The 25,871-nt window shown below is 42.8% G+C and carries 23 protein-coding genes; 13 read left to right on the top strand and 10 right to left on the bottom strand.

Translation table 11 applies throughout. The features are described from left to right. Positions 1–88 precede the first annotated feature (88 nt). The 8 genes from cyoE to AAC855_RS02100 form a co-directional block, all read right to left on the bottom strand. Positions 89–973: a heme o synthase gene (gene cyoE / locus AAC855_RS02065; RefSeq protein ID WP_340607978.1), complete on the bottom strand. Its 885-nt coding sequence runs from the start codon at positions 971–973 to the stop codon at positions 89–91. 12 nt (positions 974–985) lie between these two features. Beyond that, positions 986–1,318 carry a cytochrome o ubiquinol oxidase subunit IV gene (locus AAC855_RS02070; protein ID WP_086955395.1) on the bottom strand — a complete coding sequence of 111 codons (333 nt, stop codon included), beginning with the start codon at positions 1,316–1,318 and terminating at the stop codon, positions 986–988. Then, positions 1,318–1,929, bottom strand: coding sequence for a cytochrome o ubiquinol oxidase subunit III (locus tag AAC855_RS02075; RefSeq protein WP_340607979.1), 612 nt, complete (start codon positions 1,927–1,929; stop codon positions 1,318–1,320). The genes AAC855_RS02070 and AAC855_RS02075 overlap by 1 nt, the downstream gene beginning before the upstream one ends. After that, entirely contained in the window at positions 1,929–3,911 is a 1,983-nt protein-coding gene (gene cyoB / locus AAC855_RS02080; RefSeq protein WP_340607980.1) for a cytochrome o ubiquinol oxidase subunit I, read from the bottom strand. Before cyoB ends, AAC855_RS02075 begins: the two co-directional genes overlap by 1 nt. Positions 3,912–3,915: 4 nt before the next feature. After that, on the bottom strand, positions 3,916–4,893 hold the full coding sequence (cyoA, locus tag AAC855_RS02085; RefSeq protein ID WP_340607981.1) for a cytochrome o ubiquinol oxidase subunit II: 978 nt from the start codon (positions 4,891–4,893) through the stop codon (positions 3,916–3,918). Positions 4,894–5,243: 350 nt separating this feature from the next. After that, on the bottom strand, positions 5,244–6,005 hold the full coding sequence (locus AAC855_RS02090; RefSeq protein WP_340607982.1) for a nucleoside-specific channel-forming Tsx family protein: 762 nt from the start codon (positions 6,003–6,005) through the stop codon (positions 5,244–5,246). 244 nt (positions 6,006–6,249) lie between these two features. Then, complete coding sequence (gene ampG / locus AAC855_RS02095) at positions 6,250–7,767, bottom strand: muropeptide MFS transporter AmpG (protein ID WP_340607983.1); 1,518 nt, start codon at positions 7,765–7,767, stop codon at positions 6,250–6,252. 82 nt (positions 7,768–7,849) lie between these two features. Beyond that, on the bottom strand, positions 7,850–8,437 hold the full coding sequence (locus tag AAC855_RS02100; RefSeq protein ID WP_340607984.1) for a lipoprotein: 588 nt from the start codon (positions 8,435–8,437) through the stop codon (positions 7,850–7,852). Between the two features lie 243 nt (positions 8,438–8,680). On the opposite strand from AAC855_RS02100, the gene bolA reads away from it, so the two are divergent. From bolA to AAC855_RS02145, 9 genes are all read left to right on the top strand, one after another. Next, positions 8,681–8,998: a transcriptional regulator BolA gene (gene bolA, locus AAC855_RS02105; protein WP_340607985.1), complete on the top strand. Its 318-nt coding sequence runs from the start codon at positions 8,681–8,683 to the stop codon at positions 8,996–8,998. Positions 8,999–9,488: 490 nt separating this feature from the next. Then, complete coding sequence (tig, locus tag AAC855_RS02110; RefSeq protein WP_340607986.1) at positions 9,489–10,793, top strand: trigger factor; 1,305 nt, start codon at positions 9,489–9,491, stop codon at positions 10,791–10,793. A 259-nt stretch (positions 10,794–11,052) separates the two neighbouring features. Beyond that, positions 11,053–11,676, top strand: a complete 624-nt coding sequence (clpP, locus tag AAC855_RS02115; protein ID WP_340607987.1) for an ATP-dependent Clp endopeptidase proteolytic subunit ClpP — start codon at positions 11,053–11,055, stop codon at positions 11,674–11,676. 145 nt (positions 11,677–11,821) lie between these two features. Next, positions 11,822–13,093 carry an ATP-dependent protease ATP-binding subunit ClpX gene (clpX, locus tag AAC855_RS02120; RefSeq protein WP_340607988.1) on the top strand — a complete coding sequence of 424 codons (1,272 nt, stop codon included), beginning with the start codon at positions 11,822–11,824 and terminating at the stop codon, positions 13,091–13,093. A 208-nt stretch (positions 13,094–13,301) separates the two neighbouring features. Then, positions 13,302–15,656, top strand: a complete 2,355-nt coding sequence (lon, locus tag AAC855_RS02125) for an endopeptidase La (protein ID WP_340607989.1) — start codon at positions 13,302–13,304, stop codon at positions 15,654–15,656. Positions 15,657–15,896: 240 nt separating this feature from the next. Continuing rightward, positions 15,897–16,172 carry a nucleoid-associated protein HU-beta gene (gene hupB, locus AAC855_RS02130; RefSeq protein ID WP_340607990.1) on the top strand — a complete coding sequence of 92 codons (276 nt, stop codon included), beginning with the start codon at positions 15,897–15,899 and terminating at the stop codon, positions 16,170–16,172. Positions 16,173–16,398: 226 nt separating this feature from the next. Next, positions 16,399–18,264, top strand: a complete 1,866-nt coding sequence (gene ppiD, locus AAC855_RS02135; RefSeq protein ID WP_340607991.1) for a peptidylprolyl isomerase — start codon at positions 16,399–16,401, stop codon at positions 18,262–18,264. A gap of 146 nt (positions 18,265–18,410) precedes the next feature. Then, positions 18,411–18,788, top strand: a complete 378-nt coding sequence (locus AAC855_RS02140; RefSeq protein WP_340607992.1) for a ComEA family DNA-binding protein — start codon at positions 18,411–18,413, stop codon at positions 18,786–18,788. A 147-nt stretch (positions 18,789–18,935) separates the two neighbouring features. Further along, on the top strand, positions 18,936–19,346 hold the full coding sequence (locus AAC855_RS02145) for an acyl-CoA thioesterase (RefSeq protein ID WP_340607993.1): 411 nt from the start codon (positions 18,936–18,938) through the stop codon (positions 19,344–19,346). A gap of 42 nt (positions 19,347–19,388) precedes the next feature. Here AAC855_RS02145 and queC read toward each other — a convergent pair whose 3' ends face one another. Together queC and AAC855_RS02155 are read right to left on the bottom strand one after the other, a co-directional pair. After that, positions 19,389–20,087, bottom strand: a complete 699-nt coding sequence (gene queC / locus AAC855_RS02150; protein WP_340607994.1) for a 7-cyano-7-deazaguanine synthase QueC — start codon at positions 20,085–20,087, stop codon at positions 19,389–19,391. Positions 20,088–20,119: 32 nt separating this feature from the next. Further along, positions 20,120–21,172, bottom strand: a complete 1,053-nt coding sequence (locus tag AAC855_RS02155) for a PLP-dependent cysteine synthase family protein (protein ID WP_340607995.1) — start codon at positions 21,170–21,172, stop codon at positions 20,120–20,122. Positions 21,173–21,293: 121 nt separating this feature from the next. Between AAC855_RS02155 and AAC855_RS02160 the strand changes: the two genes are divergently transcribed. From AAC855_RS02160 to glnK, 4 genes are all read left to right on the top strand, one after another. Next, entirely contained in the window at positions 21,294–21,755 is a 462-nt protein-coding gene (locus AAC855_RS02160) for an Lrp/AsnC family transcriptional regulator (RefSeq protein ID WP_099111568.1), read from the top strand. A 68-nt stretch (positions 21,756–21,823) separates the two neighbouring features. Further along, positions 21,824–23,572, top strand: coding sequence for a SmdA family multidrug ABC transporter permease/ATP-binding protein (locus tag AAC855_RS02165; protein ID WP_340607996.1), 1,749 nt, complete (start codon positions 21,824–21,826; stop codon positions 23,570–23,572). Further along, entirely contained in the window at positions 23,556–25,349 is a 1,794-nt protein-coding gene (locus tag AAC855_RS02170) for a SmdB family multidrug efflux ABC transporter permease/ATP-binding protein (RefSeq protein WP_340607997.1), read from the top strand. Before AAC855_RS02165 ends, AAC855_RS02170 begins: the two co-directional genes overlap by 17 nt. A gap of 181 nt (positions 25,350–25,530) precedes the next feature. Further along, complete coding sequence (gene glnK, locus AAC855_RS02175) at positions 25,531–25,869, top strand: P-II family nitrogen regulator (protein ID WP_340607998.1); 339 nt, start codon at positions 25,531–25,533, stop codon at positions 25,867–25,869. Positions 25,870–25,871 lie beyond the last annotated feature (2 nt).

A 25,871-nucleotide genomic window follows, 5' to 3' on the forward strand; every position in this document is an offset into this window, starting at 1 on the left:
GATATGACATTTTAGCTAGACAGGAGTAAAGCAATGTTTGCAAGAGAAAAGGAAAGAGAAATGGCAGGGTTTCCCTGCCATTTGAATACTACCGGATGTAAGTTAGCACTATTTCTGGAGATGCCGCAGAATCCACAGACATCATGATACTCAAAGACATGATGGCGACAATAGAAAATATAAATAACTTACGAGCCCAAGCTCGATCATTTGTGGTTTTATAACCTGATAATGCCATACCCAACCACCAGATACTGACTGCTGCAGCAACGATGAGGTATTTATAACCTGCGTAGCCACTGATTGTCAGCATCAGCGTAGCAACCATAAATGCCAGTATATAGAGGGTAATGTGGTTTTTTGCCACAGAGATACCCTTAATGACAGGCAAAACCGGAATATTGGCGGCTTGGTAATCTTTGAACCGAAAAATAGCAATGGCGTAAGAGTGGGGCATTTGCCATAAGCTGAAAATCAGCAATAGGATCAATGCTCCCGTGTCAAACTGCCCTGTTACGGCACAGTAACCGATAACAGGAGGTGCTGCACCTGACAAGCTACCTACCAGCGTGCCATAAATTGAATTCCTTTTCATGTAGAGGCTATAAACCCCCACATAAATGACAAACCCGATGAGAGCTAACTGCATTGCTAAGGCATTGGCTGCTACATAGAGCAGCACCATGCCAGCAATACCTAACACTGAGGCGTAAATCAGGCTGATTTTCGGATTGATAAGCCCTTTCACAAGGACCCTTTCTTTTGTTCTTTCCATGATCCTGTCAATATCGCGATCAATATAGTTGTTAAATACACAACCTGATGCGACTACCAACGATACTCCGACCATTGTTGCAAAGAACAAGGGGTAATCTATTACGCCCTTGGAAGCGAGTAGAAAACCACCAATCACAGAAATTAGATTTCCGAAAATAATTCCTGGTTTGGTCACTTGTAGGTATTGCTTAATCATTCAAATCAACTCTTAATCAACCATCATATTGATATTCAGGTTGTACATAATCCACAGGGAGCCCACGACAACGATGGCAATAACCAACAATGTGAATATTAAAGCAACAAGGTTCCAGCGTTCTTCAGATGATGTATTCATATGCAGGAAGCAGATGAAATGTACAAAAATCTGAATAACAGCCATGACAACCACGGTGACGAGGATTGTACTGTGTGAAGCAGTACCGTCCATTACCATCCAGAATGGGATCACGGTCAATATGACTGACAGGATAAAGCCAATCATATAAGTTTTGAAGCTACCGTGGCTGGCGCCGGTATGAGAAGTATTTGGATGACTCATCACATAGCTCCCATCAGATAAACGACAGTAAATACACAGATCCAGACAACGTCAAGGAAGTGCCAGAACAGGCTCAGACAGTTCAGGCGTGTTTGGTTCACGTTAGTCAGGCCACGGCGTGCAACCTGAACCATCAGGACAATAATCCAGATCAGACCAAAGGTAACGTGCAGACCGTGAGTCGCAACCAGTGCGAAGAAGGATGACAGGAATGCACTGCGATCAGGACCAAAACCTTCTGAGATCAGTTTGTGGAATTCGTAAACTTCCATTGAAACGAAGCCCAGACCCAACAGGAAGGTAACGAACAGCCACAGGTTTACCTGACCTGCTTTACCTTTGTTCATGCCCAGCATGGCGAAACCGTAAGTAATACTACTGAACAACAGCAGGAAGGTTTCTACCAACACGAATGGCAGTTCAAAAATTTCTTTACCTGACGGGCCGCCGGCTGTGCCGTTAGCCAGTACCACATAAGTTGCAAACAGGCTTGCAAACAGAACAAGGTCACTCATCAGGTAGATCCAGAAACCAAATACTTTGTTGGCTCCTGTATCGTGGTGCCCATGAGCGTCATGGGCGGCTGTGTTATTAAGGGTTTGAGTCGACATTATTTCGCACCTGCCTTTCTCAGTTCTTCGTAACGCTGATCTTCAACTTTTTCAACTTCAGCTACAGGAACGTAGTAATCAACGTCTTCGTCAAAGCTTTTCACGATGCAGCTGATGACAATACCTGCGAAACTTGCAATAGCCATCCACCAGATATGCCAGATAAATGCAAAGCCCAGCACCAGACAGAATGCACTGATAATCACGCCAGCACCTGTGTTTTTAGGCATATGAATTTCTTCATATTTAGCAGGACGCTTATATTCAGTACCTTTTTCTTTCATATCCCACCACGCATCACGAGTCTGGATGTGTGGAACTTCCGCAAAGTTATAGAACGGAGGTGGAGATGAAGTTGACCATTCCAGAGTACGGGCACCCCATGGGTCACCAGTCAGATCACGGTTCTGCTCACGGTCACGGATACTGACGTAGAACTGGATAACCTGACACAGAATACCAAGAGCAATCAGGACAACACCACCTGCTGCAACTACCAGCAAAGGATGGAATTCTGGGTTGATATCCTGGCTCAGACGGCGGGTCATACCCATGAAGCCCAGTGCATACAGCGGCATAAAGGCAACGAAGAAACCGGTGATCCAGAACCAGAATGCACGTACACCCCATTTTTCATTCAGGGTGAAACCGAATGCTTTCGGGAACCAGTAAGTTGTACCAGCGAAACAGCCGAATACCACACCACCGATGATAACGTTATGGAAGTGAGCAATCAGGAACAGACTGTTATGCAGTACGAAGTTTGCACCCGGTACGGCCAACAGAACACCGGTCATACCACCAATGGAGAAGGTGACCAGGAAGCCGACAGTCCACAGCATCGGAGTTTTGAATTCGATGCGACCACGGTACATGGTGAACAGCCAGTTGAAGATCTTAACCCCGGTCGGGATAGAGATAATCATTGTGGCAATACCGAAGAAGGCGTTAACGTTCGCGCCGGAACCCATAGTAAAGAAGTGGTGCAACCATACGATGAACGACAGAATGGTAATAACAATTGTCGCCCATACCAGAGAGGTGTAACCAAACAGACGTTTTTTCGAGAAGGTTGCCGTAACTTCAGAGAAGATACCAAAGACAGGCAGAACCAGAATATAAACTTCAGGATGACCCCATGCCCAGATCAGGTTGATGTACATCATCATGTTGCCGCCCATATCGTTGGTAAAGAAATGGGTGCCCAGATAACGATCCAGGGTTAACAGTGCGATAGTGACTGTCAGAATAGGGAATGCTGCAATAATCAGTACGTTGGTACACAGTGAAGCCCAAGTGAAAACAGGCAGTTTCATCATGGACATCCCTGGCGCACGCATACGCAGGATGGTCACGAAGAAGTTAACACCTGTCAGCAACGTACCTACACCGGAGAGCTGGAGACTCCATATCCAGTAATCAACACCAACTCCTGGGTTGTATTCCAGGCCGGATAGAGGCGGATAGGCCAACCAGCCAGTTTGTGCGAATTCACCGACCCCCAGTGAGAGGTTGATCAGAACGACGCCCACAACAAACAACCAGAAGCTCAGGGAGTTCAGGAATGGGAATGCGACGTCACGTGCCCCGATTTGCAGAGGGACCACGATATTCATCAGACCAACAACGAAAGGCATCGCCATGAAGAAAATCATGATAACGCCGTGCGCGGTAAAGATCTGATCATAATGGTGCGGGGGCAGGAAACCTGCTTCACCAGCGGAAGCCAGGGCTTGCTGTCCACGCATCATGATGGCGTCAGCAAAACCACGCAGCATCATTACCATGGCAACGATGATATACATGACACCGATTTTTTTATGGTCAACACTTGTCAACCATTCGCTCCAGAGCCATTTCCATTTGCCGAAATAAGTGATGGAACCAACTACTGCCAGTCCCCCGATAAGGATCCCCAATAAAGTAACCACAATAATGGGTTCATGTAATGGGATCGCATCAAGTGTTAATTTTCCCCACATGTCTTTATTCCTCAACACCTGCATGAGCCGGTTGACTCATATTCATATTATGACCCGCAGCTTCACCATGTTCTGCTTTGTCATGGCCTGTTTTGCCGTGAGACATACCAAACATACCGCCATGACCCATATCACCCATAAACTTGGCGATAGTTTCCTGGAACAGTTTTGGTTTCACGCTTGAGAAGTATTCAACTGGGTTGTTCTGGCTAGGTTTTGCCAATGCATCGAATGCCTGCACTGTGTCCAGAGTTTTAGGTGATGCTTTAACTTTTTGTACCCACTCTTCAAACCCAGCACGATCTTCAGTTGCCGTTGCGGTGAATTTCATGCCAGAGAAGCCATGTCCACTGTAACTGGCTGAGAAGCCATCGTATTTGCCTGCTGAGTTAGCAATCAAGTGCAGTTTTGTTTGCATACCTGCCATTGCATAAATCTGACCGCCTAACTGTGGGATGAAGAAAGAGTTCATCACAGAGTCAGAGGTGATTTTGAAGTTAATTGGCACATCTTTAGGGAATACAATTTCATTTACGGTTGCAATACCCTGCTCCGGATAGATAAACAGCCATTTCCAGTCGAGGGAAATAACTTCAATCGTAACCGGTTTCACATCACTGTCCAGTGGCTTATATGGATCGAGCTCATGAGTCGTTTTCCATGTAATCGTGGCCAGTACGATGATAATCAGGATAGGCACAGTCCAGACAACAAGCTCAATTTTATTTGAGTGTGCCCAGTTTGGACGATAGGTTGCAGATTTGTTGGCTTCCCGGTAACGTAAAGCAAAGACGATTGCCATTACGATAGCCGGGATAACAACGATCAGCATCAGGCCAAACGCTGTCAGTATCAGCGTTTTTTGCTCAACGCCGATCGCCCCTTTGGGATTCATCAATACCATATCACAACCACTTAGCATTAAAGTGGCTGCGAGTAGTGACGATAACCCAATAGTTTTTTTGTATTTCATAAGTCTCATTAGAGCGACCCCAGATAACAAAAGCTTTATTGTCGTTTCATCAGTGCGGGCATTCTACGGTAAGGTTACCGGAGTGTAAACAATTGTAATAGAAGCAGGATGGCTTGTAGGCTTTTTATGCTAGAGGGATCACATGCAATATGAGATTTAACAAAAAGTTAACTTCGGGTTGTTATTGTATCCAATAAATCAAAATAGGCAATGTTTTTTATATAACTGTCTATTTTAAAATGAAGTTTTCTTAATGAAAATTACAGGTAACGTTTTTAAACAGGTAATATTTCAGTAAATAAATTATAACTTTTAATCTTGGTGAACAGTTTTGGACTGTTCACCAGTTAAACTAATTATCAGAAGTTATATTTTACACTGTAAACAATACCATCCTGAAGGAAATCTTCCCCTAATTTATTGTCAGCATAACGATATTGAATTCCGGCAGTAAAAGAAGGATGCGGATTCCACCATAACCCTACTGCGCCGTTGACTCCGTCACGGCCACCGTTGCCATAACGCTTATTACGGTTTAATTCAATTTCATTCCAGTTGGTGACGCTGAATTTTTGTTCCCACAGGTTGAAATCGTATCCGGCAACCCAGCCTGCGATATAACCGTTGTTTCCTGAGTAGAACGTGTTGTCGGTATAATTTAAAGCAATGAACGGTTTGAACCACAGACCTGCGAAGGTTGTATTATAACCTACTCCATAGAGTGTATTGACTTCATGGAAGTTACCGCCATTGCCGGGAAGCGAGTAGGTTCCGTAAACATGCCCGTAAAGATTGAAACCTGTCTCTCCCAGATAATAACGGCCTGTTGTTTTGAAAGCGTAACGTAGGTTATCACCGGGTTGTGCAGTCTTGCTGTTAAATGGATTCTCTAAATCAAAGAAGCCATATAGTTCTCCCCAGCTGAAGCCCGCTCCACCTTCTAGTTCCATATAGGCAAAGTCATCTTTGTGAGAAGAGTGCCCGGTTTTGTGTGTTGTGTGTTTGCTCCAGTCAAGGTAGTTCATGCTGACATTGGCAAACCCCCACTGGTATTCCGCGCTGGCTGAAGCAGAAACCAAAGCGGCAGCAACTGCGGTGAGTGTCAAAATATGTCTTTTCATAAATTCCCTTTATATGGTTTAGATAAATAAAGATATTTTGGATAGTTCGAAACAAAATAAATATGAACGTGAGAATAATAATATTTATTAGTACAAATATAAATGTTCCCCTTCTAGAAAAGATGTTTCTTGGGTCACATAATTTTAGTTTTTTACTATTATTGTGATAATAATCACTAAATAAGAGCAACAAAAGACTGAACTTTATCAGCCTTTTGTTGTAATGGTAGGAATTTTAAGCAAATTAACTTTTTTTCAATGCGATATAGTCCAGGATACCTCCCAGCAGTAATCCTATGACACCAATGACAACGCTCCAGGACAACATAGGATATATAAAGTCACTTATGTTATTAAAAAGCTCGATATATTTTGGAGAGATGAAAAGCACTAAAGTGACAATATGCGTTATGACAAACAACAGGCTATTTATAATCAGCCAGACAGCAAAAATAAGTGCGGCCAGAGTCATCGTCAGGAAGGCTAGTCGATAATAGGTACTGAATAATGTCCGGGGAATAAAACTATCCGTTTTTTGGGTATAAGCCAGTGTACTACGACAAACCAGCAGGAGAGCCAGACCCGGAAGCCCAATCACAATGGAAAACAGGTAAAACATTGGCCAGCCATGAGCCTCAGCAAACCAGCCTGCAATCGGGCCGACATACACTCGTCCTACCGCGGCTAACGCTGAAAGAAGAGCAAATTGTGTCGCTGAAAAAGACTTATTGCACAGTGTCATGAGTAAGGCAACAAACGCGGCTGTGCCCATGCCACCACAGATATTCTCCAAAAATATAGCGCCCCCCATGACATAAATATCTTTAGGGGTGACGGCAAGTATCCAATAACCGAAATTGGAAATGGTTTGGAGGATCCCGAAGATCATCAGTGCCCGGAACAGACTCCACTTCTGCATTAAATAACCACCATATAGTGCTCCTATAATGGTAGCGGCCAGACCGAGAGTTTTATTGATCATACCGACTTCGGCCGGATTAAAACCAACTCCTCGGATAAGAAAAGGCGTGCTGAGAGAGAGCGCGAAAGCATCCGCCAATTTATACATAATGATTAGCAGAAGAATAAGCCAGGCATTATTTCGACTAAAAAAATCAAATAAAGGTTCTACAACAGCCTGATGTAACGTCTTTGGGGGCGCTTTATCTATTTGGGGTTCTTTAGCTGTAAGAGTGGCATAAACACCAATCAGCATCAGACCGGCCATAAGCCAGTACATATAATTCCAGCCAATATAAGTTGTCACCCATAGGGCCAAACCACCGGAAACCAGCATTGCCAACCTGTAGCCCAATACAGAAATCGCAGCTCCGGCACCGCGTTCTTCCTGTTGAAGCAGGTCAGTTTTATAGGCGTCGAAAATAATATCCTGAGAAGCAGAAAAGAAAGCGACAGCAACAGCTAATGCGGCTAACCACCATAAATGTTGTGAGGGATTCAGAAATCCCATCCCTGCTATACTGATAATAAGGAAAAGCTGGGTAACAAGCATCCATCCACGTCGCCGTCCCAGAAATGAAGGGGAATAGCGATCCATGGCTGGTGCCCAGAGAAATTTAAAGACATATGCCTGACCCACTAAAGTGAAAAAGCCGATAGTTTTGATATCAACATCTTCCACTGTCATCCATGCCTGTAATGTTCCTGCTGTAAGGGCGAGAGGAAGGCCGGATGCAAAACCCAGTAAAAGAAGAATGCGGTAGTTACGTATTGCTGATAAGTTAAGAGCATGATTTGCCATAAAAGCCCCTCCAATACTTTCTGCCTATAGTCTACTGAAAGTTGCTCCAGTAGAATCAGGCAGAAAGCATATTCATATTCTGTTAGCGAACGTTTTGTTTGATGAAGGTGCTGATTGACGAATCTTGAGCCATATCTGCGATAACATCAGATAATACGGTATTAACAGCATCAGCAATTTTCGCGTTAGTCGCACTTAATGGAGCCTGAACATTATAGCTGGTGCGGTAGTTTTTGATTTGCTTACTGCCATCCTGAGCATAAACAATCACTGAAATTTCTGCTTTTGCTGAAATATCGTGACGCAAACTGCCTTCTTTAACATTGGCATAAAGCTGATTGACAACAACTTGCAAGTTGGCATTAGCCGGAGAGCCAATCATATAGCCCCGAGCGACCATTTGCTTTTCCAGTGCTTCTTGCAGTAAAAAGCGTAAATCGCGTGAAGGTAGCAGCGTGACTAATTTTGCATCCCGGTTGACTTGGGCCAGGGCTTGAGATTGGCGCTGGTCGACCCCACTAATACTGATTGTGATTGCTTTCATCGTCGGGTCTGCTGATGGCAGGGCAATTTTAGGCTGAATAGCGAGTGTATTGCTGGGGTCTGCACAGCCAGTCAGGTTGGCTAAAAAGAGAAGTGCGGTAAGTGGAATAAGTATTTTCTTTAGCATGTAAATGGTCTCATTCTGGATACGGATACCCGGTATAGTAATACAGGTAGTACAAACCGTTGCAATCATAACACTGCGATAGGTAGTGGCATATCCCTAATGCTTACTAATTGAAAGATATAGGGAAATAAACAAAATGCATTTGGTTTAAGATAATTAGATGTTTGAATCCTATAAATCGCGGGAAATAAACTAAAATCATATATGGTTGATTAATAACCTTTGGTGACTAAGGAGAATGAGATGGTTCGTCAGGAAATAGAAACAAAGTTACGGGCGGCATTTAAGCCTTCTCATCTGGCCGTTATTGATGAAAGTTATCGTCATAATGTACCAGCAGGTTCTGAAAGCCATTTTAAAATCATTGTGATCAGTAATGAATTTGTTGATCAGAGGATGCTTAACCGCCATCGCTCAGTATACAGTACTCTGGCTCATGAGATGGCTGGAGGAGTGCATGCTCTGGCACTTCATACTTATACAGAAAAAGAGTGGATGGAATTGGAGGATACTGTTCTGAACTCGCCAGCATGTCGGGGAGGAACGGCGACGACTTTATGATCTTACAGAGTAGAGAGCTTGTACTTACTTTTTAATTAATTTGGTTTCACGTTAAACTACAGCCTTCGGGCTGTATTTTTGTTTATACCCGTCGTTTTAAGTTATAGCGTTGCTGATTATGCATGCTCTTCCGATGACATAATGCTGTTATGTAACTGAGGAAGTTTTCTTGCCGTCGCGCTCTATCTTGAAGTCTATGGGGATATTCATATTGAATAACCAATGGCATGATGTGGTTATTGAGCAATGCTTATCACATAAGTCAACGAATATTGCACGCTTTTGCCTGCAATTCTCGACTCATCCTGTCTGCATCGCTATAATGCTGCGTCTAAATTTTTACAATAGTTTCGGGGCGCTTCTGATCACAGGGATTCTCGGTTTTTAAATGCGACCACCCAGGTTCTTGAAGAGTGCTGCAATTTGCCCGTATCAGGCGTTGTACCATTCTGAAGTTGACCGAGCACTATGATTTTTTTGAGGTAACAAGATGCAAGTTTCTGTTGAAACAACTCAGGGCCTAGGGCGTCGTGTATCAATCACCGTTCCTGCTGCCGACATTGAAAAAGCAGTTAACAGTGAGTTGGTTAATGTAGCGAAAAAAGTACGTATTGACGGTTTCCGTAAAGGTAAAGTACCTATGAAAATCGTTCAGCAGCGTTATGGCGCCTCTGTCATGCAGGATGTACTGGGTGATCTGATGCAGCGTAATTTCATCAATGCGATCATTGAGAATAAAATTAACCCAGCCGGTGCACCAAGCTACAAACCAGAGCAGTTTAAAGATGGCGAAGACTTCGTTTACGCAGTTGAATTCGAAGTATACCCAGAAATCGAACTGAAAGGTCTGGAAGAAATCGAAGTTGAGAAACCTGTTGTTGAAGTGAAAGATGCAGACGTTGACACAATGCTGGAAACTCTGCGTAAACAACAGGCTGACTGGAAAGAAACCGATGAAGCAGCAGCTGCAGAAGATCGCGTAACTGTCGATTTCAATGGCTCTGTGGACGGGGAAGAGTTCGAAGGCGGTAAAGCAACAGACTTCGTTCTAGCAATGGGCCAAGGCCGCATGATCCCAGGTTTCGAAGAGGGTGTTGTTGGTCACAAAGCGGGTGAAGAATTCACTATCGATGTGACTTTCCCTGAAGATTACCATGCTGAAAACCTGAAAGGTAAAGCGGCGAAATTCGCAATTAACCTGAAGAAAGTTGAACAGCGTGAACTGCCAGAACTGACTGAAGAGTTCATCAAGCGTTTTGGTATTACTGAAGCGACAGTTGACGGTCTGCGTGCAGAAGTTCGCAAAAACATGGAACGTGAACTGAAAAATGCAGTACGTAACCGCATTAAAACTCAGGTTCTGGATGGTCTGGTTAAGGCTAACGAAATTGACGTTCCGGCTGCGGCTATTGATGGCGAAGTTGATGTATTGCGTCGTCAGGCGGCACAGCGTTTCGGTGGTAATGAAGCGCAAGCTCTGGAATTGCCTCGTGAGCTGTTCGAAGAGCAGGCAAAACGCCGTGTTGTTGTTGGTCTGCTGTTAGGTGAAGTTATCAGCAGCAATGAGCTGAAAGTTGATGATGAGCGTGTTAACGCGCTGATCGAAGAAATGGCTTCTGCCTATGAAGATCCAAAAGAAGTCGTTGAATACTACAGCAAAAACAAAGAAATGATGAACAACATCCGCAACGTTGCTCTGGAAGAGCAAGCTGTTGAATTGGTTCTGAGCAAAGCGAAAGTTTCTGAAAAAGAAACTGGCTTTAATGATCTGATGAATCAGAACCAAATGGCATAAGTTTCATTTATTGATTACCTGAGATGAACAATTTTTCTCTCAGTAATGTAAACCCGCAGGCGAAGCTTGCGGGTTTTTTTTATTTTTCTTGAAAAAAACAGATTTAACCTCATATCCTTTCTTACTATTATGTAACGGCTTACTACTTTTTATAGAGGGAAGCCCTCTGTTAGTTAACTTTGGATCATGGTCATCATCGCTTATCTCAAGTAGAATCAGTTATGAATGGCACCAGCGTGAGTTCTATTAGGAGACGGAAATGTCATACAGTGGCAAGCAAGATCAAAATGCACCTAACATGTCTTTGGTGCCGATGGTGGTTGAACAGACAGCACGTGGGGAACGTGCCTTTGATATTTATTCCCGCTTATTAAAAGATCGAATTATTTTTCTGACTGGTCAGGTAGAAGACCATATGGCGAACTTAATTGTCGCTCAAATGCTATTCCTGGAAGCAGAAAACCCAGAAAAAGACATTCACTTATATATCAACTCGCCGGGCGGGGTTATCACAGCTGGTATGTCTATTTATGACACCATGCAATTTATTAAGCCAGATGTGAGTACTATTTGTATGGGACAAGCCTGCTCAATGGGAGCGTTCCTGTTAACAGCTGGTGCAAAAGGGAAACGTTTCTGTTTGCCAAATTCCAGAGTTATGATCCATCAGCCATTAGGTGGATTTCAGGGGCAGGCAACAGATATTGAAATCCATGCGCAGGAAATACTCAAAGTTAAAGCTCGTATGAATGAATTGATGGCAAAACATACGGGGCAATCGCTTGAGAAGATAGTCGAAGATACAGAACGTGATCGTTTCTTATCAGCCGGTGAAGCCGTAGAATACGGATTGGTTGATAGCATATTCACCCAGCGAAACTAATTTATTGATAATTAATTTATTACTCCAATACGATAATTTTAAGATTGATTTTCGTACAGTCAATCTGATTGGACGGAGTAATGACAGCGTTTTTTCTGTTATGCCAGATAGACTGGGATAACAGCTCATAAAGTGAGGTTGACTGATGACAGATAAGCGCAAAGACGGTTCAGGAAAGCTGCTGTATTGCTCTTTCTGCGGGAAAAGCCAACATGAAGTCCGGAAATTAATAGCTGGCCCGTCAGTGTATATCTGCGATGAATGTGTCGATTTATGTAATGATATCATTCGCGAAGAAATTAAAGAGTTAGTACCACATCGTGAGCGTAGTACATTGCCTACCCCTCATGAAATTCGCCAACATCTGGATGATTATGTCATCGGTCAGGAAATGGCGAAAAAAGTACTGGCGGTAGCCGTTTATAACCATTATAAGCGTCTGCGCAATGGGGATACTAATAACGGTGTGGAATTAGGCAAAAGTAATATTCTGCTCATCGGGCCAACCGGTAGCGGAAAAACTTTGCTGGCAGAAACACTTGCCCGTTATTTAGATGTACCTTTTACCATGGCTGATGCTACAACCCTGACCGAAGCCGGTTATGTCGGGGAAGACGTAGAAAACATCATTCAAAAGCTTTTGCAAAAATGTGATTATGATGTACAGAAAGCGCAGCGTGGTATCGTTTATATTGATGAAATAGATAAAATCTCCCGTAAATCTGATAATCCTTCAATAACACGTGATGTGTCAGGTGAAGGTGTTCAGCAGGCACTGTTGAAACTGATTGAAGGTACAGTAGCCGCTGTTCCTCCTCAGGGGGGGCGTAAGCATCCACAGCAGGAGTTCCTTCAGGTTGATACGTCTAAAATTCTGTTCATCTGTGGTGGCGCATTTGCCGGGTTGAGTAAGGTTGTCAGCCAGCGTATGAATGTCAGCTCAGGAATAGGTTTTAGTGCTACAGTTAAAGGTGAATCAGAGAAAGCAACTGAAGGTGAATTGCTTGCTCAGGTTGAGCCGGAAGATTTAATCAAATTCGGCCTAATTCCTGAGTTCATTGGTCGTCTGCCGGTTGTGGCAACGTTGGGTGAACTTAATGAAGAAGCCTTAATCCAGATTCTGCAAGAGCCAAAAAACGCGTTGACAAAACAGTATCAGGCTTTATTTAATCTGGAAGGTGTTGAACTGGAGTTCAGAAAAGAAGCTCTGACAGCGATTGCTAAAAAAGCAATGATGCGCAAAACAGGTGCCCGTGGTCTTCGCTCAATTGTGGAAGGTGTTTTATTAGACACAATGTACGATCTTCCATCAATGGAACATGTAGAAAAAGTTGTCGTTGATGAGACGGTTGTTGAAGATAAATCCGCACCATTATTGATATATAGCAAACCGGATGCTCAAGTTTCTGGTGAGTGATGAAAATAGGGTAAGAAGTACCGATCATCAATTCGCATTGAAAAAATAAAATGAGGGATTCTCCCTCATTTTGCTTTTTGCAGACATAGGCTATTGAATGTCGGATTCCTGTCCCCATATATTTTATATTCTTTGAAGTGAAACTCGTGAAAACCGTGTTTCACGAGATTCCTAAAAACTGGCGAAAGCTAAACGAAGAGAGAGCTCTATGAATCCTGAGCGTTCCGAACGCATAGAAATCCCTGTATTGCCTTTGCGTGATGTAGTGGTTTACCCACATATGGTGATCCCTCTGTTTGTTGGGCGAGAGAAGTCGATTCATTGTCTGGAAGCAGCAATGGATCATGACAAACAGGTCATGTTGGTAGCGCAGAAAGAAGCATCCACTGATGAACCGGGAGTCAATGATCTATTCTCCGTAGGCACAGTGGCTTCTGTTTTACAGATGCTGAAATTACCAGATGGCACAGTGAAGGTTCTGGTTGAAGGCTTGCAGCGCGCCCGTATTACTACACTGACAGATAACGGTGAGTACTTTTATGCGCAGGTTGAATATCAGGACTCCCCGATCGTTGATGAGCGCGAGCAGGAAGTTCTGGTAAGAACCGCGATTAATCAGTTTGAAGGCTATATCAAACTGAATAAAAAAATCCCGCCGGAAGTGCTGACCTCACTACACAGTATTGAAGATGCTGCAAAATTGGCTGATACCATTGCTGCTCATATGCCATTAAAAATCAATGACAAACAGGCTGTTTTAGAAATGTCTGATGTTGTTGAGCGTATTGAATATCTGATTGCAATGATGGAATCAGAAATCGATCTGCTACAGGTAGAAAAACGTATTCGTAATCGCGTTAAAAAACAGATGGAAAAAAGCCAGCGCGAATACTATCTGAATGAGCAAATGAAGGCGATCCAGAAAGAATTAGGTGAGATGGATGATGCACCTGATGAATATGAGACGCTGAAACGTAAGATCGAAAATGCCAAAATGCCTAAAGAGGCACGGGAAAAAGCAGAAGCTGAGCTGCAAAAATTAAAAATGATGTCCCCAATGTCAGCGGAAGCGACGGTTGTGCGCAGCTACATTGACTGGATAGTGCAGGTTCCGTGGAACGCACGCAGCAAAGTGAAAAAAGATTTGGTGAAAGCTCAGGAAATACTGGATATCGATCACTACGGTCTTGAGCGAGTTAAAGAACGTATCCTTGAATATCTGGCAGTACAAAGCCGTGTCAGTAAAATTAAAGGGCCAATACTTTGTCTGGTTGGGCCTCCGGGTGTGGGTAAAACCTCACTGGGGCGTTCTATTGCTCGTGCAACTGGCCGCAAATACGTCCGTATGGCACTGGGTGGAGTACGTGATGAAGCTGAAATACGCGGTCATCGCCGTACTTATATCGGCTCAATGCCGGGTAAGTTAATCCAGAAAATGTCTAAGATCGGGGTTAAAAACCCACTGTTCCTGTTAGATGAAATTGACAAAATGTCGTCTGACATGCGCGGTGATCCAGCTTCGGCTTTGCTGGAAGTGCTTGATCCTGAGCAGAACGTGACATTTAACGATCATTATCTTGAAGTGGATTATGATCTGTCTGATGTGATGTTTGTGGCGACATCCAATTCCATGAATATTCCAGCACCTTTGTTGGATCGTATGGAAGTGATTCGTTTGTCAGGTTATACCGAAGACGAAAAACTGAATATTGCCAAGCGCCATCTGTTACCTAAACAGATTGAACGCAATGCATTGAAAAAAGGTGAACTGACCATCGATGATGGTGCGATTCTTGGCATTATCCGTTATTACACCCGTGAAGCCGGTGTGCGCAGTCTGGAACGTGAAATTTCCAAACTGTGCCGTAAGGCAGTTAAGGCGTTGTTGATGGATAAAGCGCTTAAGCATATCGAGATCAATGCTGATAACCTGAAAAATTATTTGGGTGTTCAGAAAGTAGATTATGGTCGTGCCGACACCGAAAATCGAGTTGGTCAGGTAACCGGGCTTGCATGGACTGAAGTTGGCGGCGATCTACTGACTGTCGAAACAGCCAGTGTTCCGGGTAAAGGTAAATTGACTTACACCGGTTCGCTGGGAGAAGTCATGCAGGAATCCATTCAGGCAGCGTTGACAGTAGTCCGGGCTCGTGCGGATAAGCTGGGCATCAGTTCTGATTTCCACGAAAAGCGCGATATTCACGTGCATGTGCCTGAGGGAGCAACACCTAAAGATGGCCCGAGCGCAGGTATCGCAATGTGTACAGCGCTGGTTTCCTGCCTGACCGGTAATCCGGTTAATGCCAATGTGGCGATGACTGGTGAAATTACTCTGCGCGGGCTTGTTCTGCCTATTGGTGGTTTGAAAGAAAAATTACTGGCAGCTCATCGTGGCGGAATTAAAACGGTTATCATTCCTGATGAGAATAAACGCGATCTGGAAGAAATCCCTCAGAACGTGATTCAGGATTTGGAAATTCACCCTGTTAAGCGAATAGAAGATGTTTTGACTATTGCTTTGCAGGAACCTGCTTTTGGTGCAGAAGTAGTATCACTAAAGTAGTACAAAAATAGTGAGCTGAATCAAGACGCTGTATGAAAATAAGGTTGGTAAGCTAATTCAGGCTTGCCAGCCTTTTTTTATCTCATTAAGTTAGCTTAATCTAAAGATCTGATTAAATATTTTGCTGTTCTATGATTTCTTGCTAATACTGGAATTGATTGATATAACGGCAAGACTGTCGTGTTAGCTGTTATAAATAGGCATTTGTTACGATAGTAAAACTAAATGGGGATGATAAGCGTGAATAAGTCACAACTGATCGACAAAATTGCTGCTGATGTGAATATCTCTAAAGCAGCAGCCGGGCGTGTAGTAGATGCATTCATTTCTTCAGTTTCTGGAGCATTGAAAGGCGGTGATGATGTCGCTTTGGTAGGGTTTGGAACATTTACTGTACGTGAGCGGGCTGCTCGTATAGGACGTAACCCTCAGACAGGCAAAGAAATCAAAATCGCAGCAGCCAGAGTACCTGCTTTCCGTTCCGGAAAAGGCTTAAAAGATGCTGTTAACGGGTAATTGTTAAATAGCCACCTTATTTACCATTACAGTTATACCCTATGGATACAAGATGTCATCAAACGAAGCTGCCATTTGGAAATAAAGTGCAGATTGAACTGGTTGGCTGGAATCGATAGGTTAAAATATAAGCGCGTCACTTGATTGATGCGCTTTTTTTCTCTTAGCGTTCGAATTAGCGTAATATGGCAGTTTCTTTTTCACTAAAGCGGAGTTTTACGTCTTTATGATGGACAACCTACGCACAGCGGCGAATGGCCCAGTGCTTAAAATCGTGTTGGCTCTAATTATCCTGACCTTTTTGGTGACGGGTTTAACAGGCTACCTGTCAGGTGAAGGCGGTAATTATGCTGCCAAAGTGAATGGTCAAACCATTAGTCGTGCTCAATTAGAGCAGGTATTTCAACAAGATAAAATGTCATTACAAGAAAGACTGGGGGATCAATTCTCTGCCCTGCTAAGTAATGAGCAGGAAGTGAGAGCTTTGAAGCGCCAGTCATTGGACAGTATTATCAATACCGTTTTGCTTGAACAATATGCAAATAAGCTGGGGCTATCAGCTAGCGACGAACAGGTAAAGGAAGAAATTCGTAAGCAGCGTTATTTCCAGACTGACGGTAAATTTGATAACGAAAAATATTTACAGGTGCTCACAAACGCTGGCCTGAATCCAGATAATTATGCGGAGCAGATTCGGCAGGATCTGATTTCCAGCCAGTTGCGTACAATATTAATGAGTACGGAAATTGCTTTACCAGCAGAAATTAAGCAGCTTGCTGAATTATCACTACAGGAAAGAACAGCTCGTCTGGCAACTCTTGAACTGAAATCAATCGAAGCACAGCAGTCTGTGACAGATCAAGAATTGAAAAATTACTACAATATGAACAGCAAGCATTTCACTGTTCCTGAGAAAGTCAAAATCAGCTACATCAAGATGGATGCTGCGGATGAACTTAAAAATGTTACCGTGACTGATGCTGATATTGAAAAGTACTATAAAAATAACCTGTCAAAATATACGCAGTCGGAAAGGAAGAAATACAGTCTTATCCAGCTGGCATCTGAAGCTGACGCAAAATCGGTTCTGGATGAATTGAAAAAAGGGGCTGATTTCAGCAAATTAGCAGAAGAAAAATCAACAGATAAATATTCTGCTAAACAAGGCGGGGATCTTGGTTGGATGGAAGATAGCTCCTCACCTGACGAAATCAAATCAGCTCATTTAACAGAAAAAGGGCAACTTTCTGCTGTTATAAAATTGTCTAATGGCTATGCCATTTTCCGTCTGGATGATGTGAAGCCTCAGGTAGTGAAGTCACTTGCTGATGAGCGTTCAGCCATAGAGAAAACGGTTAAGCAGGAAAAAGCAATTGATGCATTCTACGCATTACAGAGAAAAGTGAGTGAGGCAGCAACCAATGATAATGAGTCTTTAGCCGCGGCAGAGCAGGCGGCAGGTTCTAAAGCAGTAACCACAGACTGGTTTGATAGAGAGCACGTTCCGGCAGATATCAATTTCAGTCAGGTAGTTCAGGCTATTTTCTTTGGTAATTTGGTTGATGATAAAAGCCCTTCAGGAACCAATTCTGACGTGATATCTGTTGATGGCGACAGGGCCTTTATCGTTCGCGTTGATGAGGTTAAACCTGAATCTATTTTGCCATTTGAAGAAGCCAAAACTGAGGTGACTGAGTTGGTGAAACGTCAGAAAGCTGAAAAACAGTTACAGGTTGATAGTGAAAATCTGCTTACAGCATTAAAAGCAGGCAAGGGCGATCAAGCACTGAAAACGGCAGGAATTCAGTTTGGTGAACCAACGGTAATGGCACGTAAAACCAGTCCGGTTACTGATGTATTATTCACCCTAGCTCACCCTAAAGACGGTAAGCCTGTATATGGGGTAGCATATGATGGAATTGGTAATGCTGTTCTGATTCAATTAGATAAAGTCATTCCAGGCTCTATTTCAGAAGAGCAGATTAAACAGGCAATGATGATGGAGCAGTATCAGGTTAGCAATACTATGTTTGAATCCCTGATCAATAATTTGCGTGATAATGCTGAGATTAAATTAGGGCAAATAGATTAAATTGCGATGCTATTCGCAGTTTCTCTTGCAAAATAGTAATTGAAAAAGGCCACTTTCGTGGCCTTTCGCATATCTGGATCTTCCCTGTTGTGTTGAAATTTTGTTATGGCACTCTTTATCCATCAACAAAACATGGAGGAATTTCTATGAAGTATCTAAAGGGACTATTTAATTCATTTGTTCTTATTTTGGGTATCAGTATGCCATTATCTTATGCTGTTGCAGCAGGAGAGCTCGTAAATAAAACAGCACAGGTTCAACCAACTGATACTCATAAGATAACGACTGAAAAAAGTGAATTAAATAACAGGGAAGAAAAAACACTTTCAGAAAAAGTAAATATCAACACAGCGAGTGCTGAACAATTAGCGAAAGAACTTAGTGGCGTTGGTGCCAAAAAAGCACAGGCGATTATTGAGTATCGTGAAAAATATGGTCCATTTACAGCTATTGAACAGCTACAGGAAGTACAAGGTATTGGCCCAGCGTTTATAGAAAAAAATCGAGATAAATTAATCCACTGATTGAAAGCCTTCTTGATGAATATGCTGACAATTTTATCAAGAGGGCTGTGATACTGATCAAGAATCATTGATTAAACATTATTGTAAGCAAAATGTTCTGCTATTGTTAATCGACTTTCTGGTCAGATGAGTTTAAGGAAAAGAATAATGAGTACAATTATCAAAGTCAGAGGTTATCATATTGATGTTTTCCAACATGTAAACAATGGGCGTTATTTAGAGTTTATGGAGGCCGCTCGTTGGGATTTGCTTTCTGATAGTGATACATTAATGTGGTTAAATAATAACAAGATTGCTTTTATTATAGCCAATATTAATATTAATTATCGGCACCCAGCCGTGCTAGGAGATGAATTGGAAGTGCATTCATCCATGCAGGAATTACGTAACAAAAGTGGTGTTTTTTTTCAGAAAATTATACGTAAAGGGGATAACAGGATTATCGCTGATGCTTTAAGTACATTTGTTTGCGTTGATTTAAAGACGCAACAAACGTTAGTGCTTGAAGGTGAATTACGCGAAAGACTAAATGAGTTTAAAAATGAGACAGTGAAGTGAGAGATATTTACTATCTCCCACTGATAGACTGAATTATTTGTATTAGTTCAGTTGCGTTTTGGATTTCATTTCTGCCATTGTCGACTCGGCATTATTTAAATAAAGATTTAACCCGTTAGCACGAAGATGGCAGGCTGCGCACTCACCACAGCCATCACCCTGAATTCCATTATAGCAAGTGAGAGTCTGGGAACGGACAAAATCCAGTTTTTGGTAATAATCCGCTAACGCCCAAGTTTCCGCTTTGTTGAGCCACATCAAAGGAGTTTCAAAGCGGATATCGCGAGCGATGCCAAGACAGACAGCATTGTTCAGGGATTTGACAAACTCATCACGGCAGTCAGGATAACCGGAAAAATCTGTTTCACAAACGCCAGTAATAACGGCTTCAGCTTCAACCTGATATGCATAAATTGCAGCCAGAGTTAAGAACAGGATATTACGGCCAGGAACAAATGTATTTGGTAGGCCATTTTTTTCGCTTTCACTAAAATCGGGTACAGGAATGTTATCTCTTGTCAGGCTACTGACCGCAAGCTCATTCAATAAAGTAACATCAAGTACCTTATGAGCTGCTGCGCCAAGCTCTTTACTAATACGGCTGGCAACATCAATCTCAGCACGGTGGCGTTGACCATAGTCAAAAGTGACACAATGGACTTCATCATATTGGCGGAGTGCCTGAATTAAGCAAGTGGTGGAATCTTGCCCACCACTGAATACAACAACGGCTCGTTTCATGATACCTACCTTTTTAAATTGAAGGCGGTATGTTACTCATAACCATTTAATTTGGGTAGTTGTGTGAGATATTGCGTGAGGTCACCGATATTATTTTTTACCCAGTCAGGATTGTAATAGGTATCAAGGTAGCGTTCACCGCTATCACATAACAAAGTCACGATTGAACCTTGCTGGTTGTTATCATGCATTTGTTTGGCTAACTGTAAAGCTCCCCAGACATTAGTTCCTGTTGAGGCGCCTGTTTTTCTGCCAATGAGTTTTTCCAGCCAGTGGATAGTAGCGATAGACGCACAATCAGGAACTTGCATCATGTCATTGATTACATCGGGTATAAAAGAAGGTTCAGCGCGAGGGCGTCCAATACCTTCGATTCTACTGCTGATACTACTACGGATTTGTCGGCAGTTTTGCTGGTAGCAATCATAGAAAACGGAGTTTTCAGGATCAACAACAACAAGCTTAGTAGCGTGTCCCTGATAGCGCATATAACGGCCCAGTGTTGCAGAGGTTCCGCCAGTTCCTGCTCCCATCACAATATAAGTTGGTTCAGGAAAGGGTTCTAACTCCATCTGGCGGAAAATGCTTTCGGCAATATTATTGTTACCTCGCCAGTCAGTTGCGCGCTCAGCATAAGTAAATTGATCCATATAATGGCCATTCAATTCTTTTGCCAGACGTTCTGACTCTTCATAAATCAGGGCTGAATGTTCTACAAAGTGACATTTTCCACCGTAAAATTCTATTTCCTGAATTTTGCGTTTAGCTGTGCAGGTAGGCATTACGGCAATAAAAGGCAGGCCAAGTAAACGAGCAAAGTAAGCTTCAGAAACAGCGGTGCTGCCGGATGAAGCTTCAATAATGGGGGTTCCTTCATCTATCCAGCCATTACTGAGTGCATAAAGAAAAAGTGAGCGTGCCAGTCGGTGTTTAAGGCTACCGGTAGGATGAGTACTTTCATCTTTAAGATATAGATCAATCCCTGAAAACATAGGTAGATTGAGTTTAATCAGATGGGTATCAGCACTACGTTGATAATCAGCTTGAATAGATTTTATGGCATTAGCAGCCCATAAAGATGACATAAATTGACCCCGGGTAAAATATATTTTCAATGTATAGAATACTCTTACATTTGGAGAAATAGGTTGTTATCTTTTTGAAGCTGTTCTTTATTTTTAGGAAAATTTTCTACAGGATATAGGTATGTTAGATAAAACAGACCGCAAGCTATTAAAGCTTCTCCAACAGGACTGTAGTCTGTCCTTGAATACGCTGGCAGAAGCCGTTAATTTGACCTCTACACCTTGTTGGAAACGTCTTAAACGGCTTGAAGATGAAGGATATATCGTTGGAAAAGTTGCGTTGCTTAATGGAGAGAAGCTGGGATTAGGGCTGACAGTGATTGTCATGATAAAAACTCAGCAACACAGTAGCGAGTGGTATGAGCAGTTTGTTACTTTTGTTAAAGAGATGCCGGAGGTTTTAACATTCTATCGTATGGCTGGAGAATATGATTATTTAATGCATGTAGAAGTTGTTGATATGAAAAGTTATGATCAGTTCTACAAACGCATGGTTAATGGGATACCTGGCTTGATAGATGTAACCTCAAACTTTGCAATGGAAAAAATAAAATATACTACAGCGTTACCTATACCAGATTAGACAATGACTAAAATCTCTTTGGTGAAGTGGGCGCTGATCCTTTCATTTTTTACCTCGGGAATAGGTTTGTGAGATTATTTTCTCAATTACGTTGGTATTTTCTTAGTGAATGGCGCCGCTATTTAGGAGCCATTATTTTTCTTGTGATGGTGGCGATACTGCAATTAATTCCTCCGCGTCTGGTTGGAATTATTGTTGATGGCGTCAGTACCAAAACAATGTCATCCAATCAGTTATTGATGTGGATAGGCATCATGCTCATTATCGCGATAGCTATATATGGACTGCGATACGTTTGGCGGGTGTGGCTATTTGGAGCCTCCTATCGTTTGGCTGTAAAGCTGCGTAGTGATTTTTATCAGAGATTGAGCCGTCAGGATCCTGAATTCTATTTACGTCACAGAACGGGGGATTTAATTGCCCGGTCAACAAATGATGTTGATAGAGTTGTTTTTGCAGCAGGTGAGGGAGTACTTACTTTCGTTGATGCCTTAGTCATGGGATGTGCTGTACTTATTGTGATGAGCGTGGAGATAAGCTGGCAATTGACGCTATTATCATTGCTGCCGATGCCTATTATGGCATTAGTCATTAAACGATATGGTCAACAGCTTCATCATCGTTTTAAATTAGCACAAGGTGCTTTTTCTGCACTGAATAATCACGCTCAGGAAAGTCTGACCAGTATTCGCATGATCAAAGCTTTTGGATTGGAAGACTTACAATCCAGCCAGTTTGAAGAAGTAGCCACCGAAGCTGGACGCAAGAATATGCGTGTTGCACGAGTTGATGCTCGTTTTGATCCCACTATTTTTATTGCTATCGGGTTTTCGAACTTACTGGCAGTCGGTGGAGGAAGCTGGATGGTCGTAAATGGCTCCCTGACACTAGGGGAGCTGACGAGCTTTGTCATGTACTTAGGGCTGATGATTTGGCCTATGTTAGCGCTGGCATGGATGTTCAATATTGTTGAGCGTGGCAGTGCGGCATATACACGTATTCTCAGTCTGTTACAGGAACCTTTGGTGATCGAAGACGGCTCACACTCCTTATCTGCGGAGCGTGGGACATTAACTGCGGATATCAACACCTTTATTTATCCTGGCTATCGCGAGCCTGTTTTGCGGAATATCCAGTTTCAGTTATTACCGGGGCAGTTATTAGGGGTTTGTGGACCGACAGGGTCAGGAAAAAGTACATTACTTGCCATATTACAACGTCAGTTTGATATTACTGATGGTGAAATTCTATTCCAGTTCCAAAATATTTCTACATTGAGGATGGATGAATGGCGCTCACGGCTGGCTGTTGTGAACCAGACACCTTTTTTGTTTTCAGATACAGTTGCAGGGAATATTGCTTTAGGGCGTCCAGATGCTACTCAAGAACAAATTGAGGAAGTTGCCCATCTAGCAAATGTCCATGATGATATTCTGCGGTTACCACAAGGTTATCAAACAGAAGTCGGAGAACGGGGTGTTATGCTTTCCGGTGGTCAAAAGCAACGAATTTCTATCGCAAGAGCACTTCTATTAGATACAGAAATTTTGATTCTGGATGATGCCCTTTCTGCTGTAGATGGTCAGACTGAACACCAGATCATGAAAAACCTCAGCCAATGGCGGCAGCAACGTACTGTAATTATCAGTGCGCATCGATTATCCGCTTTAGTAGACGCTGATAATGTTCTGGTTATGCAAAATGGTATGATTTCTCAACAGGGGCAACATAAACAGCTCATTGCACAATCGGGTTGGTATTCAGAGATGTACCAATACCAACAACTTGAGGCCGCACTGGATGGTGAATATGAGTAACACTGGTATGGAAAAGCCTAATACACGCAAACTCTGGCCGTCTTTAAAGCGTCTGCTGTCTTACAGTAAAAATCATCGCAAGCCCATTGCCTTGGCTGTACTTATGTTATGGATCGCTGCGTTGGCAGAGGTCAGTGGCCCGATGCTCATTAGTTATTTTATCGATAATATGGTTTCAACCGGCCACATTCCGCTTGGTATTGCCTGTGGTCTTGCGGCTGTATTTTTGATATTACAGTTGGTGGCTGCTGCGTTACATTATTTCCAATCTCTACTGTTTAATCAGGCATCTGTAGGCGTGGTGCAGCAGATTCGGACAGATGTTATGGATTCAGCTCTGCGTCAGCCGCTGAGTACTTTTGATAACCAACCAGTGGGGCAGTTAATTTCCCGTGTGACAAATGATACGGAAGTTATCAAAGATCTGTTTGTGAATGTCATTCCTACAGTTTTTCGTAGCGTTGCACTGATTGGCGCAATGTTAATGGCAATGTTCTTTTTAGATTGGCGTATGGCGAGTGTTGCGCTGACTATCTTCCCTGCTGTTTTTCTGGTTATGATACTTTATCAGCGTTTCAGTACGCCTATTATTCGGCGGGTAAGGGGGTATCTTGCTGACATCAATAATGTTTTTAATGAAGCTATTAACGGCATGACTGTCATTCAGCAGTTTCGTCAGCAGGCGCGCTTTGGTGAGAAATTGTTCGCTACTAACCGGGCTCACTATCAGGCACGAATGCAAGCATTGCGCTTGGATGGCGTTTTGTTAAGGCCTTTATTGAGCCTGTTTTCTGCTGCGGTATTGTGTGGTTTATTACTGTTGTTTGGTTTTCAGGGAACAGACTTTATTGGGGTAGGGGTATTGTATGCATTTATCAGTTACCTTGGACGCCTGAATGAGCCATTGATTGAGCTGACAGCGCAGCAGTCGTTATTACAGCAGGCAGTGGTTTCAGGTGAACGTGTTTTTGAATTAATGGATAGTCCACAGCAGCAGTATGGTGTTGATAAACAAACGTTAGCGAGTGGCAGAATTGATGTTGAAAATTTAAGCTTTTCTTATCGTAATGACAAAGTTGTGTTAGATAATATCAATTTGCATGTACCATCACGGGGCTTTATTGCTTTGGTTGGGCATACTGGAAGTGGTAAAAGTACACTGGCTAATTTGCTGATGGGCTATTATCCATGGCAAAGCGGTGAAATTTATCTTGATGGGCGGTCGGTATCTTCGCTTTCTCATACCACCTTGCGCAATGGTGTGGCAATGGTTCAACAGGACCCTGTTATTCTGGCTACCTCATTTTTCGATAATATCACGTTAGGACGAGATATTTCTGAGGAAAAAGTCTGGCAGGTACTTGAAGTGGTACAACTGGCGGGGTTTGTACGCAAATTACCGGAAGGTATTTATTCAAGGCTGGGAGAGCAGGGAAATACGCTTTCTGCCGGACAAAAACAACTTTTGGCAATGGCCCGGGTTTTGGTGCAAACACCACAAATTCTGATTCTGGATGAAGCGACAGCAAATATTGATTCAGGAACAGAACAATCTGTCCAACAGGCGTTACGGATGATCCGCAAGCAGACAACCTTGGTAGTTATAGCGCATCGTCTTTCAACCATTGTTGAGGCTGATTCCATATTTGTGCTGCATCGTGGTGCAATTGTAGAGCAGGGGCAACATCAACAGTTGCTAGAAAGGCGCGGCCGTTATTACCAGATGTATCAGCTCCAACAAGTCGGTGAAACATTAAACGAACCTCTGCACATTTAGTGTGCATACTGGGAGTGGCTGAACAGGTTACTCCCGTTTTCACATCTCCTTTCGATACAGTTCATTTATAACCATTTGATTATAATTTCTTTTTAATTCTTGGCATTCCCTTTGCAAATATCTTCTGTAACTCATTCTTGTAAATACTATTTGATAAGTACAGATAAAAAGCGGGGGAAATATGAAGTTGATCACTACCATTATTAAGCCCTTTAAATTAGAAGAGGTAAGGGAAGCCCTTTCAGATATAGGCATACAGGGCATGACTATTACTGAAGTAAAGGGTTTTGGTCGTCAGAAAGGTCATTCGGAGCTTTATCGGGGAGCTGAGTACAGTGTCAACTTCCTGCCAAAAGTCAAACTTGATATCGCCACGCATGATGAACGAGTAGAAGAAATTATTCATGTGATAAAGCAGGTCGCTTTCACGGGAAAAATGGGCGATGGCAAGATATTTATTTTTGAATTACAGCATGCCGTCAGGATTAGGACTGGTGAAGTCAATGATGCAGCATTGTGAAT

It is taken from the genome of Xenorhabdus bharatensis (assembly GCF_037996705.1).
Classification (GTDB): Bacteria; Pseudomonadota; Gammaproteobacteria; order Enterobacterales; family Enterobacteriaceae; genus Xenorhabdus; species Xenorhabdus bharatensis.